We start from the raw sequence: 16291 nt of genomic DNA, 5'->3' as shown, positions 1-16291 counted from the left end.
ACGATCGGCAAAGCAGTTCTTGCATTTATCGGTTCAGGGCGCTGCTACCGAAACGTGCTTTCTTCGGCTCTAGCCGTTCAAATCGTCTCGCCCGCCAGCAGCCTTGGATTGTCCTTGGTGGTGGTGCCGGCTGCCTGGCCGATGAAGAAGGATTTCAGCTTCGGCAGGCGATCGACGAGGCCGAGGCCGAAATCACGGGCGACGCGCACGGGCGTGATGTCGTTGGAAAACAGCCGGTTCAGCACGTCGGTTGTCACCCCCATGCGGAAGGTGTCGAAGCGCCGCCAGGTCTGGTAGCGCTCGAGAGTGTTGATCGAGCCGATATCGAGGCCGAGACGGTCGGCTTCGACCACGGTTTCGGCCAATGCCGCCACATCCTTGAAGCCGAGATTGAGGCCCTGGCCGGAGATCGGGTGAATGCCGTGGGCCGCGTCGCCGGCAAGCGCGAAGCGCGGCGCGACGAAGGCGCGGGCAAGCGTCAGGCCGAGCGGGAAGGCGCGGCGGTCGCCGATCGTGCGCAGCGCGCCGAGCTTGTGGCCGAAACGGCGCTCCAGTTCTTCCTCGAATATCAAATCGTCTGAGGCAACCAGCCGGTCGGCATCGGCGATGCGTTCGGTCCAGACCAGCGACGAGCGGTTGTTTTTCAAAGGCAGGATGGCGAAGGGGCCGGAGGGCAGGAAATGCTCCTCGGCGCAGCCATTGTGTGGCCGCTCGTGCTCGACGGTGACGACGATGCCGGACTGGCCGTAGTTCCAGTTCACCGTCTTGATGCCGGCCATGTCGCGCAGCTTGGAGCGCACGCCGTCGCAGGCGACCAGCAGCCGCGTTTCCAGCGTGCTGCCGTCCGAGAGCGTCAGCGTGACACCGGCGTCCTCCGTCTTGAAGTCCGTCGCGCTGACGCCGTGGCGGATAGCGATGCCGAGGCGCTGACAGGCGCCGCGGAGCGCGCCGACCATGGCGACGTTCGGGATCATATGGGCAAAGGGCTGGCCTTCCGTAACTTCGCCGTCGAAGGTGAGGAATACCGGGCGCACGGGATCGCTGGTGCGCGAATCAGTGACGATCATGCGGGTGATCGGCTGCGCTTCCGGTTCGATCTCATTCCAGACGCCGAAGACCTCCAGCATCTTCGAGGCGGCGGCGATGATCGCCGAGGCGCGTGTGTCCTTCTTCCAGGTGGTTTCCGGGGCGGCCTCGACGACCATAACGTCGAGATGGGGGGCTGCCTGCTTGACGGCGACCGCGGCGGCAAGACCCACATAACCGCCACCCACTACCAGCATGTCCAACATAGCGCTTCCCTGTGTCCTACTGTCACTTCCTGTTCTATATAGAACATCCCGTTCGTCGTTCCTACCGTTGGAGTTCATTCAAAATGTCGCGTGAGAATGAGAAGTCGACCGCCATGCAAGTCACGCTCGCGACACTGGATCTCGAAACGATCGAGGTGAACCTGTTTCGCGGCAACAGCCCGCAGGTCGGCTGGCAGCGCGTCTTCGGCGGCCAGGTCATCGGCCAGGCGCTGATGGCGGCGCAGAGGACAGTGGCGGGCGATCGTTTTGCGCATTCCCTGCATGCCTATTTCATGCTTCCCGGCGATCCGAGCGTGCCGATCGTCTATCAGGTCGACCGGCTGCGCGACGGCGCAAGCTTCAACACCCGCCGCGTTCTGGCGATCCAGCACGGCAAGGCGATCTTCGCACTGACGGCCTCCTTCCAGATCGACGAGCCCGGCTTCGAGCACCAGAGCGAGATGCCGAAAGTGCCGGCTCCCGAGGAGCTGATGGACGAGCAGCAGATCAAGGAGCGCTACCTCGCCAACGCGCCGGAGACGGTGCGCCGCTACTGGGAACGCAAGCGCGCGATCGAAATCCGGCCCGTCTCCATTGAGGATTATTTCTCCCGTTCGCGGCCGAGCCAACGGCAGGATATCTGGGTTCGCCTGACCGGGCCGGTGCCGGATGACCGGCTCCATCAGAATGCGGTGCTCGCCTATCTCTCGGATATGACGCTGCTCGATGCGGCGTTGCATGTGCATGGAACCTCGGTCTTCGATCCGCGCCTGCAGGTCGCAAGCCTCGATCACGCCATGTGGTTTCATCATCCGTGCAAGCTCGACGATTGGCTGCTCTATAGTCAGGACAGCCCTAGCGCTTCTGGCGCGCGCGGTTTCACCCGCGGCAGTCTTTTTACGCGGAATGGTGTCCTGATTGCGTCGGTGACGCAGGAGGGGCTGATTCGTAAAAAGGCAAATGATTAAATAAAGTGCAAATTTATAAATTTGCACTTTATTTGTGCGGTCGCCGCGCCGCTAACTGCCGCTTTATTGGGTTCTCAAAGTAATTCTCTTATATTTCAATTGGTTACAATTGTGTCACGAATCTGGCACGTCCCTTGAATGTGTATCCCCGGTCGCTGCTGAAACATGTCGGCGGCAAAGGAGAGTCGGCTTCGCGCCGAGGGTAAACAAAGGATGGGAAACCAGATGAAAATTGTGATGGCCATTATCAAGCCGTTCAAGCTCGATGAGGTCCGTGAGGCTCTTACGGCTGTCGGCATCCAGGGCCTGACTGTGACCGAAGTAAAGGGTTACGGGCGCCAGAAGGGGCATACCGAAATCTATCGCGGCACGGAATATGCCGTCAGCTTCCTGCCGAAGCTGAAGATCGAAGTCGCGGTCGCAACCGAAATCGTCGACAAGGCGGTCGAGGCCATCGCATCCTCCGCCAAGACCGGCCAGATCGGCGACGGCAAGATTTTTGTCTTTTCGATTGACCATGCCGTGCGCATCCGTACGGGCGAAACCGATTCAGAAGCGCTGTAAGACACGGCCGATCAGGGAGTTATCTGCAATGACGTTTTCCAAGCTTTCCTCCACTCTGGCACGGGTGGGTACGCTTTCTGCGGCCCTGCTGGCGCCGGCGATCGCCTTTGCGCAGGATGCTACAGCCACTGCCGCAGCTGCCGCCGCGCCGGTTCCGGACAAGGGCGACACCGCCTTCATGTTCATCTCCACCATCCTCGTCCTCTTCATGCTGGTTCCGGGTCTGGCTCTTTTCTACGGCGGTCTCGTCCGTTCGAAGAACATGCTGTCCGTGCTGATGCAGTGCACGATGATCGGTGCGGTCGTCATGCTTCTCTGGGTCTTCTACGGCTATTCCTTCGCCTTCGGCGGCGGCACCAGCCCGTATTGGGGCGGCACTGCCAAGATGTTCCTGTCCGGCGTTTCGACGTCGACGACGGCGGCTACCTTCTCCAAGGGCGTCGTCATTCCGGAATTCATCTTCATGCTGTTCCAGATGACCTTCGCGGCCATTACGCCTGCCCTGATCATCGGCGCTTTCGCCGAGCGCATCAAGTTTGGCGCATCGGTTCTCTTCTGCGCACTCTGGGCGACCTTCGTCTACTTCCCGATCGCGCACATGGTCTGGGATTCAAACGGCTTCCTCTTCAAGATGGGCGCGCTTGATTTCGCAGGCGGCACGGTCGTTCACATCAATGCCGGTATCGCCGGTATCGTCGGTGCCATCATGGTCGGCAAGCGCGTCGGCTTCGGCAAGGACATGATGGCTCCGCATTCCATGACGCTGACCATGGTCGGTGCTTCCATGCTCTGGGTTGGTTGGTTCGGCTTCAACGCCGGTTCGAACCTCGAAGCTTCCGGCGGCGCGATGCTCGCCACCGTCAACACCTTTGTCGCGACGGCAGCCGCCATCATCTCCTGGTCGGTTGTTGAAACCTTCACCCGCGGCAAGGCCTCCATGCTCGGCGGCGCTTCGGGTATGGTTGCCGGTCTCGTCGCCATCACGCCTGCCGCCGGTATCGCCGGCCCGATGGGCGCGATCGTCATGGGCCTGATCGTCTCCCCGCTATGCTACTTCTTCGTCTCCGTGGTGAAGAACAAGTTCGGCTACGACGATACGGCCGACGTTTTCGGCGTACACTGCGTCGGTGGTATTTTCGGCGCTCTGGCGACCGGTATTTTCGCCAGCGCATCGCTCGGCGGCATCGGCTATGCAGAAGGTGTCACCATGAGCAGCCAGTTCATGGTTCAGGTCACCGCAGTCGTCACTACCATCCTGTGGTGCGGTATCGGTTCGGCCATTCTCTACAAGGTCGTCGATGTTATCATCGGCCTGCGTGTGGCACCGGAAGCCGAACGCGAAGGTCTCGACCTCGCGTCCCACGGCGAAGCTGCCTACCACAACTCCTAATCACAGGCTTGCAGCGCCGGGGCAAAGTTCCCCCGGCGCTGCTGAATATCCCGTCGCGGCCTATTTCATCAAAAGTAAGCCGCTCTTGGCCCGGACCTTGGTTCGGGCCTTTTTTATGCCGGTCAGCCCGTTCGCCAGACAGCCATAAATTCGTTGATAAGCCCGCCTGCGCCTGCATGGTTAACATGCCATTAACTCTCCTCTGATTAGGTAGAGGTGACGTACTGGGTGAGTGGCATGACGCCGATTCGCGCGTGCCTTCGACAACGAACGGGCTGGATATCATGGGCAGAAGCAATTCGGCAGCGCTAGGCGGTTCCCCCGACCGTTTCTCGCTTTCGGGCGTGGTTTGGCGGCAGGTGAGGGGCCTTATCGGCTTCGCGCTGCTGTTCCTGCTGGCGCTCGCGGTCGCCGCCCTGGCGACCTGGAACGTCATGGATCCCAGCTATTCCTACGCCACAAGCAATGCGCCGACGAACATATTGGGCTTTCCGGGTGCTGCCTTCGCCGACATTCTGATGCAGGCGCTCGGCCTTGCCTGCGTCGTCGTGCTGTTGCCCATCGTTGCCTGGGCTTTCGCGCTTATTTCCAACCGCAAGATCCATCGGCTACCGGCCCGGCTCGGTGCGTGGGTCGGTGGCTCCATCATTGCCGCCGGTTCCATCGCCTGTTTCCCTGCCCCTCCGACCTGGCCGATCCCCAATGGTATTGGCGGCGTCATTGGCGATATTCTTCTGCGTTTTCCCGCTCTTTTCATAGGCACCTATCCGAGCGGCGTCTTTGCCACTGTGTTTGGTACAGTCCTCGCGATCCCAGCTGCCTGGCTCATGCTGTTTGCCGCTGGCCTGGTCGGCCGTAGCCTGCCGGAAGACGAGGAGAGTGATGAGGACTACGAGGAAACGCAGAGCCGCGCCCGCAGCGTCGGCGATGACGACGAGGATGACGACCGTGGCGGCTTCATGGCCTTCGGCGCCCTCATGCATTCCTGGTATAATGCGCATGCCCGCCTTCGGCGCCTGTTCGGCATGGGTCCGCGCAAGCGGCGTGATCATGCCTTCGACGCGCCCTACGACTTCAACGATGACGAATTCGGCACGCTGAACGAGCCGGCTCGTGCCAAGACTCCGGTTGTCCGGGGCGAGCGTGTCGAACCGTCGCTGGACGGCGGCTCGGCTCAGCGCCGCGTGGTATCCCCGCCGTCGATCAGCATGGGTGACGACGACGATGACGAGGATGCGTCCTACGAGCGCGATCCGCCACGTCCGGCCGGTATCCTGCCGGATGACGAGGAAGACGAGTGGGCACTGCGCGCCGCTTCGTCGAAAGCTTCCGGTGCTCCGGCCGGCCCCCGCGTCATTCCCGCCGCCCCGCGACCGAAGCCCGGCGCGCGTGCCGAGCGCGAGGCGCAGACCTCCTTCATCCGCTCTTACGGCTTCCAGCTTCCGGCCGTGCACCTGCTTGCCGAGCCGAAGACCATCGTGCGGGACGCGACCTTGTCCTCCGATGCGCTGGAGCAGAATGCCCGCATGCTGGAAGGCGTGCTCGAGGACTTCGGCGTCAAGGGTGAGATCATCCATGTCCGCCCCGGCCCGGTGGTCACCCTTTATGAGCTGGAACCCGCTCCGGGCATCAAATCCTCGCGTGTCATCGGCCTTGCCGACGATATCGCCCGTTCGATGAGCGCGATCGCCGCCCGCGTCGCCGTCGTTCCCGGCCGCAACGCCATCGGCATCGAACTGCCGAATTCAACGCGCGAAACCGTCTATCTGCGCGAACTCATCGCCAGCCGCGATTTTGAAACATCCAAGGCCAAGCTTGCCATGGCGCTCGGCAAGACCATCGGCGGTGAGCCTGTCATTGCCGATCTTGCCAAGATGCCACATCTGCTCGTTGCCGGCACCACCGGCTCGGGCAAATCCGTCGCCATCAATACGATGATCCTGTCGCTGCTCTACCGGTTGTCACCGGAACAGTGCCGCCTGATCATGATCGACCCGAAGATGCTGGAACTTTCCGTTTATGACGGCATTCCGCATCTGCTCTCGCCAGTCGTCACCGATCCGAAGAAGGCCGTCGTCGCGCTGAAATGGACCGTCCGCGAGATGGAAGAGCGCTACAAGAAGATGTCGAAGATCGGCGTGCGCAACATCGATGGCTTCAACACCCGCGTCGAGCAGGCCGTCGCCAAGGGCGAAGCGATCAGTCGCACCGTCCAGACCGGTTTCGATCGCCAGACGGGCGAGGCGATCTACGAGACCGAAGAATTCGACCTAAAGCCCATGCCTTATATCGTCGTCATCATCGACGAAATGGCCGACCTGATGATGGTGGCGGGCAAGGACATCGAAGGCGCGGTGCAGCGCCTGGCGCAGATGGCGCGTGCGGCCGGCATCCATGTGATCATGGCGACACAGCGTCCCTCCGTTGACGTCATCACCGGCACGATCAAAGCGAACTTCCCGACGCGTATTTCCTTCCAGGTGACCTCGAAGATCGACAGCCGCACTATCCTTGGCGAGCAGGGCGCTGAACAACTCCTCGGCATGGGCGACATGCTCTATATGGCAGGCGGCGGGCGCATCCAGCGCGTCCACGGCCCGTTCGTTGCCGATGGCGAGGTGGAGGACATCGTCTCCTATCTGAAGACGCAAGGCTCACCGCAATATCTCGACGCGATCACCGCCGATGATGAGGACGACGAGGATGGTCACGGCCCGGCGGGCACGGCCAATCTTGCCGATTCGGACGACCCTTACGATCAGGCGGTTGCGATCGTTCTTAGCGACGGCAAGGCCTCGACCTCCTACATCCAGCGCCGCCTCGGCATCGGCTATAACCGTGCTGCCTCGCTGATTGAGCGCATGGAGGAAGAAGGCGTGATTGGCCCGGCCAACCATGCCGGCAAGCGCGAAATCCTCGTTCCTACCAAGGCGGATATTCTGGATCGCTGAGGCCACAGGCCCTTTTCACGTCGTATATCCCGGCTATGTTCAGGGAAATTTGATCGCGGCCCATAATCGAGCATGGGCCGTCGCGCCATGAAGACGCCGATTTTGCGCGCCATGGACAAAGCATGAAGGAGAATTCGATGAAAAAGACCGATGCGCTGCCCTCGTCCCGCCTGACCTTGACCCGCCGCCATTTCCTTGGCGCTGTCGTGGCTGCGGGGGCGGCAAGCATGGCGCCTGTCGCCGTCTTCGCGCAGACTGCATCCCTCAATCCCGGCTTGGCGCAGCAGATCGCCGATCATTTCTCGTCGATCAAGTCCATGAAGGGCGGCTTCCTGCAAATCGGGCCGCGCGGCGACCAGGTGAGCGGCAGCTTTTTCATCCAGCGTCCCGGCAAGATGCGCTTCAACTACGATCCGCCATCGCGCATGCGCGTCATCTGTGACGGCAACAACGTCCAGGTCATCAACGACCAGACGCGGACGAAGAACATGTATCAGCTGTCGAAGACGCCGCTGAGCTTGCTGCTCGCCAACAAGATCGACCTTTCCGCCGACATGGTGCGCGGTGTCGAGTCGCAGTCGGATCTCACCAAGATCACGCTCGGCAACCGTACCGTCTTCGGTGATTCGACCATCGCCATGCTCTTCGATTCAAAGACCTTCGACCTGCGCCAGTGGACGGTGATCGACCCTCAGGGCAAGACAACAGACGTCATCATCAACAATGTGAAGCCCAATGTTGCCTTCGACGATAGCGTCTTCCGCATCGACTATACGCGCTGATTGCCGTCTCCATCCTTGGCAACAGGGGAAGCGCCGAATGGCGCTTTCCTTTCGCTCAAAGCCGGTCTAAAGCCTTATCCTGACTAGAGGATAAGGGCTTTGGGCATGGGATTTTCGATAGCGACCTGGAACATCAATTCGGTGCGGCTGCGCATGCCGATCGTCGAGCAGTTCCTGATGCAGTCCCAGCCCGATATTCTCTGCCTGCAAGAGACCAAGGTTGTGAATGAGCTCTTTCCCTATGCGCCGCTGAGAGCGCTCGGCTACGAGCACATCATCATTCACGGCCAGAAGGGCTATCATGGCGTCGCCATAGCCTCGCGCATTCCGCTGACCGAGGATCATCGGCAGGATTATTGCAATGTTGGCGACAGCAGGCATATCTCGGCGATCTTCGAGCGCGGCGGCCGGCGCATCCGTGTGCATAATTTCTATGTTCCTGCCGGCGGCGATGAGCCGGACCGGACGATCAATCCGAAGTTCGGCCACAAGCTCGATTTCATCGAGGAGATGAAGCACCTGCATGCCAATGCCGAGCAGAACACCTCCGCCATCCTCGTCGGTGACCTCAACATCGCGCCGTTCGAGCACGACGTCTGGTCGCACAAGCAGCTTTTGAAGATCGTCAGCCATACGCCTGTCGAGACCGATGGGCTCATCGAAGTGATGAAGCGCGGCGCCTGGCTCGATCTGATGCGCCAGAATGTGCCGGAGAGCGAGAAGCTCTATACGTGGTGGAGCTATCGCGCCAAGGATTGGGAAGCGGCCGATCGCGGCCGTCGTCTCGACCACATCTGGTCCTCATCCGATCTCGGCCCGCTGCTACAGCGCATCGATATCCTGAAGGCCGCCCGAGGCTGGGATCGCCCGTCCGACCATGTGCCGGTGACCGCGCATTTCAATCTTTGAGACATTGGGGCCACCTCGATCCTTCGAGGCTCCAGCCTTCGGCTTCCGCTCCTCAGGATGAGGTGGTGAGAATCTCGCGGCTGGGCGAGACCATCGGCCCTGATGATGAGCATGTAGCTCGCCCCGCCCTCATGGTGAGGTGCGCAGGCTCCTGAGCCTGTCGAAGGGGCCGGAGCCTCGAACCACGAGGGTCGGCCTCGGCAGCCGCCAAGGCCCGAGTCTCAGGAAAAGCGCCCGAGCAGCGCTGCCGTTTGCCTGGCGAGGGCAGCGAAACTTTCTCGGATGCGATTCTGGATCAGCAGGCCGGCGTCGGGATATTCCTCGATCAGCCGGTGAAACAGCGCCCGTGTGATACGGATGACATCGGAATCTTCCAACGCCACGGCGGTATATTTACGTTCCACCAGCGTCACCAGCGCCAGCTCGGACAGCATGGTGCCGGCCTGCACGGTGGCTTCGACCTTTGACTGTCCGGCGGCATCGACGGTGCTGAGCTCGAAACTGCCGTGGATGACCACATAGGCGCATTCGGCCGGCGACTTTTCCCTAAACAGGGTCTGGCCCGGCGTGACGTGACGACGATCGGCACCGAAGGCGATCAGCCGCAACGGCTCTTCGCCCATGCCGTGAAATAGCGGCAGTTGCGACAGCAGGCGGATATCGTCGGTGAGCGCCATATGGATCGCCTATGGAATAATCTTGTAGCCGCCGTTTTCCGTTACCAGAATTTCGGCATTGGAAGGATCGCGCTCGATCTTCTGGCGCAGGCGATAGACGTGGGTTTCGAGCGTGTGGGTGGTGACGCCGGAATTATAGCCCCAGACCTCTTCGAGAAGGATGTCGCGGGTGACGACCTTCTGGTCGGCGCGGTAGAGATAGCGGATGATCGCCGCTTCCTTTTCCGTCAGGCGGATCTTTTGGCCGTCTTCCGTGGTCAGGAGCTTCTGGCTCGGCTTGAAGAGATAACGGCCGACGGTGAAGGTCGCGTCCTCGCTCTGCTCATGCTGACGAAGCTGCGCGCGGATGCGGGCGAGCAGCACGGCGAAGCGGAACGGCTTTGTGACGTAATCGTTGGCGCCGGCTTCGAGGCCGAGGATAGTGTCGGAATCGGTGTCGTGACCGGTCAGCATGATGATCGGTGACTTGAAGCCACCCTTGCGCAGGAGCTTCACGGCTTCGCGGCCATCCATATCCGGCAGGCCGACATCCATGATCAGGAGATCGACGGGGGCGGCGCGCGCAGCCTGCACGCCCTTGCCGGCGTTCACTTCCTGCAGAACCGTGAATTCCTCGTAAAGCGACAATTGCTCGACCAACATCTCGCGCAGGTCGTTATCATCATCCACCAGTAGAATGGTGCGTGCGGTCATGCCGTTCCGGTCCTCGTTCGTTTGCCTCCCAAGTCCTACGCCAAATTGCGTTTTTAGCAAGTCGGGAGGCGGCTCAGGCTTGGTCGTCCAGTTGAAACTGCTATGATTTCAAATCAAATCACGTGCAAAGCAAAAACATGTGAGAAAAATGGAAAAAACAAGGGTAGGCGGTAGGCGGGCCGCTTCTACAATCGTTGTGCGCCCCGCACCGGGAAAGCCGACGCGGGCGCTGGTGCAGCTTGGGCCGCTGACGGTGCCGGCGGCAATCGGCCGGTCCGGTCGTAGCGTGCTGAAGCGCGAGGGGGATGGGGCTACGCCGATTGCGTCCATGAAGCTCCTGTACGGCTTCACGCGCGGCGATCATGTCCGCTTCCTGCGCACTCCCTTGCCGATGCGGCGTATCCACAAGGACATGCTCTGGTGCGACCAGCCGGAGGACGCCAATTACAACAGGCTCGTCAAGGCGCCGTTCAAGCCGAGCCATGAGCAGATGCGGCGGCGCGATGGGCTCTATGACATCTGCCTGGTGCTCGACTGGAACATAAGCTCGCGCCGGCGCCACCGGGGCTCGGCCATCTTCTTCCATCTGATCAAGCCCGGCTACGAGCCGACCGCCGGCTGTATCGCCGTCAGCCTCAAGGACATGCAACGCATCATCGGCTTTTTGCGGAAGGGCACGACAGTTCGCGTCCTTTGATGGTCATGCCGGGGTGATAATCGGACAGTCCCGCCTTATATAGGTTTCCGGAGGGCGCATCGGTTGCGATGCGCGGGGAAATCCCAGGTTTGTCGTTCGGGTTCGTAGACGCCTCACTCCATCCACGCCCAAGTCATTTTGGAGACTATCGTGACCACTCAATCGACAATCACTTTCAACGACGGCAATTCCATTCCGCAGGTCGGCCTTGGTGTCTGGCAGACGCCGGAAAACGTTGCGCCCTCGGCGGTCAGCACCGCATTGAAGGCCGGCTATCGCCACGTCGACACCGCCGCCATCTATGAGAACGAAGACGGTGTTGGCGAAGGCATTCGCCAGTCCGGCGTTGCCCGTAAGGATATCTTCCTCACCACCAAGCTCTGGAACGAAGCCCAGGGTTTTGACTCGACCCTGAAGGCCTTCGACGCAAGCCTGAAGCGGCTCGGCACGGATTATGTCGACCTCTATCTCATCCATTGGCCGGCTCCGCGTCGTGACCTCTACGTCGATACCTGGAAGGCTTTCCTGCGTCTCAAGGAAGAGGGCCGCGCTCGCTCTATCGGCGTTTCTAACTTCGCCAAGGAGCATCTCGACCGCATCATCGGCGAAACCGGCGTAACACCAGTGCTGAACCAGATCGAGCTGCACCCGACCTTCCAGCAGAAGGCACTCCGCGAGGTACATGAAAAGCTCGGCATCAAGACACAGTCCTGGAGCCCGCTCGGCCAGGGCAAGCTTCTGACCAATGCCGTGATCAGCAAGGTCGCCGCCAAGCACGGCCGCACGCCGGCCCAGGTGATCATCCGCTGGCACATCGACAACGGCCTGATCGTCATCCCGAAATCCGTGACCCCGAGCCGCATCGAGGAGAACCTGAAGGTGTTCGACTTCAAGCTCGACGCTGAGGATCTGGCGGAGATTGCCAAGCTGGATTCGGCCGGCGGACGCATCGGGCCGGACCCGGTGACGGCGACGTTCTGAGCGGACGATAGGGTTTCGATTTCCATGTACTTCAGAGGCCTGGGGCGTTAACCCCGGGCCTTATTTGCGTTGGTATCCTAATGTAATTTGCAATGAAAGCCTTTGCTTCTTCATGCTGTAGTCGAATTTTCGGGTCGTGGATGCAAGATTAACTTGTGCTTGCTTTAATGCGTCTGTGAACAAACGCTCGAAATCGGGATTTTCTGCACGATGTGCGTTCAAAACGACGCGATCTCTGCCAATGAGGCGACTTCACAGAAGATGACCTCTTTGGAAGCGATGCGCGGCATTGCGTCCATAGTCGTACTTTTTCATCATTTCTGTCTGGCGTTTCTTCCGTGGCTTAAGGGACCATATCCGGAAGGTCTATCGGAGACACCGTTCGCATGGATCATGCGCGGAGAATCCGCCGTGGTCTTCTTCTTCGTCCTTTCCGGCTTCGTTCTGGCTCTAAAATTCTATCAGCGGCCCGACTACGGCAGCTTGCTCGTGTCGGCGGTGAAGCGTCTGCCGAGATTGATGGGACCCGCAGCGGTTGCGATCATCTGCGGTTTCCTGATCCTTCGCTTCCATTTGAACTACAACGAACAGGCTGCGACGATAACCGGGTCAGAATGGCTCCGGACGTTTGGAAATTCCCATTTTCCGCAGGATTTCACGCCGACACTACCCTCGGCAGTCGAGCAGTTTCTGCTCGTTTTCCTGCTGCATGATAACTTCTGGTATAATTCGAATCTCTGGACGATGACGCTGGAATATTATGGCAGCCTGTGCGTTTTCCTTGTGTGCGGCTTGACGATGCCTAGATCGATCGCCGTTCGTCATGTCTTGACGTTGGGGGCAGTCTTTATCGTCTGGAAAATTGCTTACAGTCTGTTGCCGTTCGTAATCGGTGCATACCTGGCGCTCGTTTTCGCTTGGATCGGACGAAAAGCCACAGCCAATGTTTGGATCGGCGCTGCGATCGGTTTGAGCTCCGTCATGATGCTCTGCTCTCTCGAAAAGAGCTGGCAGATCGCGGGGTCGGTCGGGCTGATGATTTGCCTGATCTATTGCCCCAGGCTGGCGCGACCGTTATCCGGCGAGTTCGGCCGGTTGCTGGGGCGTTTCTCTTTCCCATTATATCTGGTTCATTTCCTGGTGATCGTGTCGGTTTCATCTTATGGGTTCAACTCGATCTATGTATGGACCGAATCCTACACGGCCTCGGTCGCTGCCGCAGGGATCATCACGCTTCTATTGAGCATCGCCGCTGCGGTGCCATTGCTCATCTTTGACGAAAGATGGGTCGCGCTTGTAAACGCTAGCTTCGCCAGACTTGTTAGAAAGTGTACGGCAATGGCGAGAGGGTGTCTGGCGGGTTCGAGGACCTTTCATCGACCTGCCTGTGAGTCGCCTATCGGAGGTTCCAACTGCGATGTCTCTTCCCCGAGTAGCGATCTAAAAGCCGGCTAAATACTTCCTGAGCAAGACATCGAGTGCTGCCTTCTCCTCTTCCGAGAGGCTCGACACGAGGCGGGCCTGCGTCTCGACATGGGCAGTCACCGCGCCGTCGATCAAGGCAAAGCCCTTGTCCGTCAAGGACACCAGAAAGCTTCGGCCATCATCGGGATTGGGGCTGCGGGTGACGAGGCCCGCTTTTTCCAGTTGATCGATGCGATTGGTCATCGTGCCGGAGGTCACCATCATGGAGGCGATCAGGTCGTTGGGGGACAGGGTGTAAGGCGGGCCCGAGCGGCGCAGGGTTGCGAGCACGTCGAAAGCGGCACGGTTCAGATCGAACTGTGCAAAGGTCTTGCCCATCTCATGGCCAAGGTGGTGGGCGAGGTTTCCGATGCGGCCGATCAGGCCCATCGGGGTGACGTCGAGGTCAGGCCGTTCCCGGTTCCATTGCGCGAGAATTTTGTCGATGCGATCCATGGGGAGACATCGCCATGAAATTATCTTGACGTCAAGGCAATTTGGATTATCTTGAGATCAAGATAAATTTGGAAAACTTCGAGATGACCCGCAATTCCGACCTGCTGCTGACGGCTATCGCGCCGGCGATCTGGGGCAGCACCTATCTGGTGACGACGGAGCTCCTGCCGGCCGGCTACCCGCTGACGGTCGCCATGCTGCGCGCCTTGCCGGCGGGTCTGCTGCTGCTTGCCATCGTGCGGCGATTGCCGCATGGCATCTGGTGGGTGAGGTCGCTCGTTCTCGGCGCACTGAATTTCTCGATTTTCTGGTGGATGCTTTTCATCTCGGCCTATCGGCTGCCGGGCGGGGTGGCGGCCACCGTCGGCGCGGTCCAGCCGCTGATCGTTATCGTGCTTGCGCGGCTATTGCTTGGCTCGCCGATCCGCGGACTGTCCGTTATCGCGGCGATTGCCGGTATCGTCGGTGTCGCGCTCCTCATTCTGACGCCGCAGGCAACGCTCGATCCGATCGGCATTGCGGCGGGCATTGGCGGCGCAGTCTCCATGGCGGCCGGCACGGTGCTCAGCCGTCGCTGGCGGCCGCCGGTCTCGCCGTTGACCTTCACTGCATGGCAACTGACGGCCGGGGGCCTGCTGTTGCTGCCTTTTGCTTTGATGCTCGAGCCGCCGCTTCCGCATTTGACGGGTGCCAACATTCTGGGTTTTGCTTATCTCGGCCTGATCGGCGCCGCGCTCACCTATATTCTCTGGTTTCGCGGCCTGTCACGGCTGGAGCCGTCGGCCGTCTCGCCGCTCGGGTTTCTGAGCCCGACGACCGCCGTAATCCTCGGCTGGTGGGTGCTGGGTCAGCAGCTGAGCCCGATACAGATATTCGGCATCGTCATCGTGCTTGGCAGCGTCTGGCTCAGTCAGCGGGCGCAACTGGCTCCGTCCGCTGAAAAAAGCACCGCTCGCTGAGCCTTCCACACTTGCGTCGAAGCGATAAGGCCTGCTCAAGTCCAATAAAAAAGGCGGCCCGGAGGCCGCCTTCTGCAGTCTATCAGTCGAAACCGATCAATTCCATTCGCGGATGTCGACGAAGTGGCCGGCGATTGCCGCTGCTGCTGCCATGGCGGGCGAGACCAGATGGGTACGGCCCTTGAAGCCCTGGCGGCCTTCGAAGTTGCGGTTCGAGGTCGAAGCGCAACGTTCGCCCGGCTTCAGGCGGTCGTCGTTCATGGCCAGGCACATCGAACAGCCCGGCTCGCGCCAATCGAAGCCGGCAGCCTTGAAGATCTTGTCGAGGCCTTCGGCTTCCGCCTGTTCCTTGACCAGACCGGAGCCCGGAACGATCATCGCGTCGACGGTGGATGCCACCGTCTTGCCTTCGACGACCTTGGCAACGGCGCGTAGGTCTTCGATGCGGCCGTTGGTGCAGGAGCCGATGAAGACACGGTCGATGTTGATCTCGGTCATCGGCGTGCCCGGCTTCAGGCCCATATAGTCCAGCGCGCGCCACTTGGAGGTGCGCTTGTTCTCGTCCTGGATCTCGTCCGGGTTCGGAACGATGCCCTGGATGGAGACGACGTCTTCCGGCGAGGAGCCCCAGGAAACGATCGGCGGCAGCGAAGCGGCATCGAGTACGACGACGCGGTCATAGTGAGCGCCTTCGTCTGTCTGCAGCGTCTTCCAGTAGGCGATTGCCTGTTCCAGCGTTTCGCCCGTCGGCGAGCGCGGCTTGCCTTTGATGTATTCGAAGGTGATCTCGTCCGGAGCGATCAGGCCGGCGCGGGCGCCGCCTTCGATCGACATGTTGCAGATCGTCATGCGGCCTTCCATCGACAGCGCGCGGATCGCTTCGCCCGCATATTCGATGACGTAGCCGGTGCCGCCGGCAGTGCCGATTTCGCCGATGATGGCAAGGATGATGTCCTTGGCGGTGACGCCTGGCGGCAGCTGGCCGTCGACGCGTACCAGCATGTTCTTCGCCTTCTTCTGGATCAGCGTCTGGGTCGCCAGAACGTGCTCCACTTCAGACGTGCCGATGCCGTGCGCCAGCGAGCCGAAGGCGCCGTGGGTCGAGGTGTGGCTGTCGCCGCAGACGATGGTCATGCCGGGCAGGGTGAAGCCCTGCTCAGGTCCGATGATGTGGACGATGCCCTGGCGCTTGTCGCTTGCCGAATAATATTCGACGCCGAATTCGGCGGCATTGGTGGCGAGCGCCTCGACCTGGATGCGGCTTTCCTCGTTCTTGATGCCGAGATGGCGATCAGGGGAGGTCGGAACATTGTGGTCGACGACAGCAAGTGTCTTTTCCGGCGCGCGGACCTTGCGGCCGGTCATGCGCAGGCCTTCGAAGGCCTGCGGCGACGTCACTTCGTGAACGAGGTGACGGTCGATGTAGAGAAGACAGGTACCGTCGTCCTGGCTGTCGACGAGATGGTCATCCCAGATTTTGTCGTAGAGGGTACGTGGAGCGCTCATGG

15 protein-coding genes are annotated in these 16291 nt (G+C 60.5%); 10 read left to right on the top strand and 5 right to left on the bottom strand.

Annotation, left to right across the window (positions count from 1 at the left end; genetic code table 11):
- Window positions 1-77 precede the first annotated feature (77 nt).
- Window positions 78-1292: a ubiquinone biosynthesis hydroxylase gene (locus tag HB780_RS24195; protein ID WP_183689894.1), complete on the bottom strand. Its 1215-nt coding sequence runs from the start codon at window positions 1290-1292 to the stop codon at window positions 78-80.
- An 83-nt stretch (window positions 1293-1375) separates the two neighbouring features.
- Between HB780_RS24195 and tesB the strand changes: the two genes are divergently transcribed.
- The 6 genes from tesB to HB780_RS24165 all read left to right on the top strand — a co-directional run bounded on the left by tesB (window position 1376) and on the right by HB780_RS24165 (window position 8856).
- Window positions 1376-2260 (top strand): acyl-CoA thioesterase II, encoded by an 885-nt coding sequence (tesB, locus tag HB780_RS24190; RefSeq protein WP_183689893.1) that lies wholly within the window; start codon window positions 1376-1378, stop codon window positions 2258-2260.
- A 213-nt stretch (window positions 2261-2473) separates the two neighbouring features.
- Window positions 2474-2824 carry a P-II family nitrogen regulator gene (locus HB780_RS24185; RefSeq protein ID WP_012652738.1) on the top strand — a complete coding sequence of 117 codons (351 nt, stop codon included), beginning with the start codon at window positions 2474-2476 and terminating at the stop codon, window positions 2822-2824.
- A 28-nt stretch (window positions 2825-2852) separates the two neighbouring features.
- On the top strand, window positions 2853-4214 hold the full coding sequence (locus HB780_RS24180; protein WP_183689892.1) for an ammonium transporter: 1362 nt from the start codon (window positions 2853-2855) through the stop codon (window positions 4212-4214).
- 284 nt (window positions 4215-4498) lie between these two features.
- A complete protein-coding gene (locus tag HB780_RS24175; RefSeq protein ID WP_183689891.1) occupies window positions 4499-7165 on the top strand; it encodes an FtsK/SpoIIIE family DNA translocase in 2667 nt (888 codons plus the stop codon).
- A gap of 137 nt (window positions 7166-7302) precedes the next feature.
- Complete coding sequence (locus tag HB780_RS24170) at window positions 7303-7947, top strand: outer-membrane lipoprotein carrier protein LolA (RefSeq protein ID WP_183689890.1); 645 nt, start codon at window positions 7303-7305, stop codon at window positions 7945-7947.
- Window positions 7948-8052: 105 nt separating this feature from the next.
- The gene (locus tag HB780_RS24165) at window positions 8053-8856 is read left to right on the top strand and encodes an exodeoxyribonuclease III (protein WP_183689889.1); all 804 of its coding nucleotides are present in this window, start codon (window positions 8053-8055) and stop codon (window positions 8854-8856) included.
- A gap of 221 nt (window positions 8857-9077) precedes the next feature.
- Here HB780_RS24165 and HB780_RS24160 read toward each other — a convergent pair whose 3' ends face one another.
- Window positions 9078-9533 carry a cyclic nucleotide-binding domain-containing protein gene (locus HB780_RS24160; protein WP_183689888.1) on the bottom strand — a complete coding sequence of 152 codons (456 nt, stop codon included), beginning with the start codon at window positions 9531-9533 and terminating at the stop codon, window positions 9078-9080.
- A 9-nt stretch (window positions 9534-9542) separates the two neighbouring features.
- On the bottom strand, window positions 9543-10226 hold the full coding sequence (locus HB780_RS24155; RefSeq protein ID WP_183689887.1) for a response regulator transcription factor: 684 nt from the start codon (window positions 10224-10226) through the stop codon (window positions 9543-9545).
- 148 nt (window positions 10227-10374) lie between these two features.
- Here HB780_RS24155 and HB780_RS24150 point away from each other — a divergent pair, with 148 nt between their 5' ends.
- The 3 genes from HB780_RS24150 to HB780_RS24140 all read left to right on the top strand — a co-directional run bounded on the left by HB780_RS24150 (window position 10375) and on the right by HB780_RS24140 (window position 13359).
- The gene (locus HB780_RS24150) at window positions 10375-10923 is read left to right on the top strand and encodes a L,D-transpeptidase family protein (RefSeq protein ID WP_183689886.1); all 549 of its coding nucleotides are present in this window, start codon (window positions 10375-10377) and stop codon (window positions 10921-10923) included.
- Window positions 10924-11073: 150 nt separating this feature from the next.
- Complete coding sequence (locus HB780_RS24145) at window positions 11074-11904, top strand: aldo/keto reductase (RefSeq protein ID WP_183689885.1); 831 nt, start codon at window positions 11074-11076, stop codon at window positions 11902-11904.
- Between the two features lie 210 nt (window positions 11905-12114).
- A complete protein-coding gene (locus tag HB780_RS24140; protein ID WP_183689884.1) occupies window positions 12115-13359 on the top strand; it encodes an acyltransferase family protein in 1245 nt (414 codons plus the stop codon).
- Here the strand turns inward: HB780_RS24140 and HB780_RS24135 are convergent.
- Entirely contained in the window at window positions 13345-13824 is a 480-nt protein-coding gene (locus HB780_RS24135) for a MarR family winged helix-turn-helix transcriptional regulator (RefSeq protein ID WP_183689883.1), read from the bottom strand. The two genes, HB780_RS24140 and HB780_RS24135, sit on opposite strands and share 15 nt — an antisense overlap.
- Before the next feature lie 83 nt (window positions 13825-13907).
- Between HB780_RS24135 and HB780_RS24130 the strand changes: the two genes are divergently transcribed.
- Window positions 13908-14783 carry an EamA family transporter gene (locus tag HB780_RS24130; protein WP_183689882.1) on the top strand — a complete coding sequence of 292 codons (876 nt, stop codon included), beginning with the start codon at window positions 13908-13910 and terminating at the stop codon, window positions 14781-14783.
- Between the two features lie 96 nt (window positions 14784-14879).
- Here the strand turns inward: HB780_RS24130 and leuC are convergent, their stop codons facing one another.
- Complete coding sequence (gene leuC / locus HB780_RS24125) at window positions 14880-16289, bottom strand: 3-isopropylmalate dehydratase large subunit (RefSeq protein ID WP_183689881.1); 1410 nt, start codon at window positions 16287-16289, stop codon at window positions 14880-14882.
- Window positions 16290-16291: the final 2 nt, after the last annotated feature.

Source organism: Rhizobium lusitanum, from assembly GCF_014189535.1.
In the GTDB taxonomy this organism is placed as follows: domain Bacteria; phylum Pseudomonadota; class Alphaproteobacteria; order Rhizobiales; family Rhizobiaceae; genus Rhizobium; species Rhizobium lusitanum_C.
Note: the sequence above shows the minus strand (reverse complement) of the source record. Positions and strands in the feature narration are given on the sequence as shown.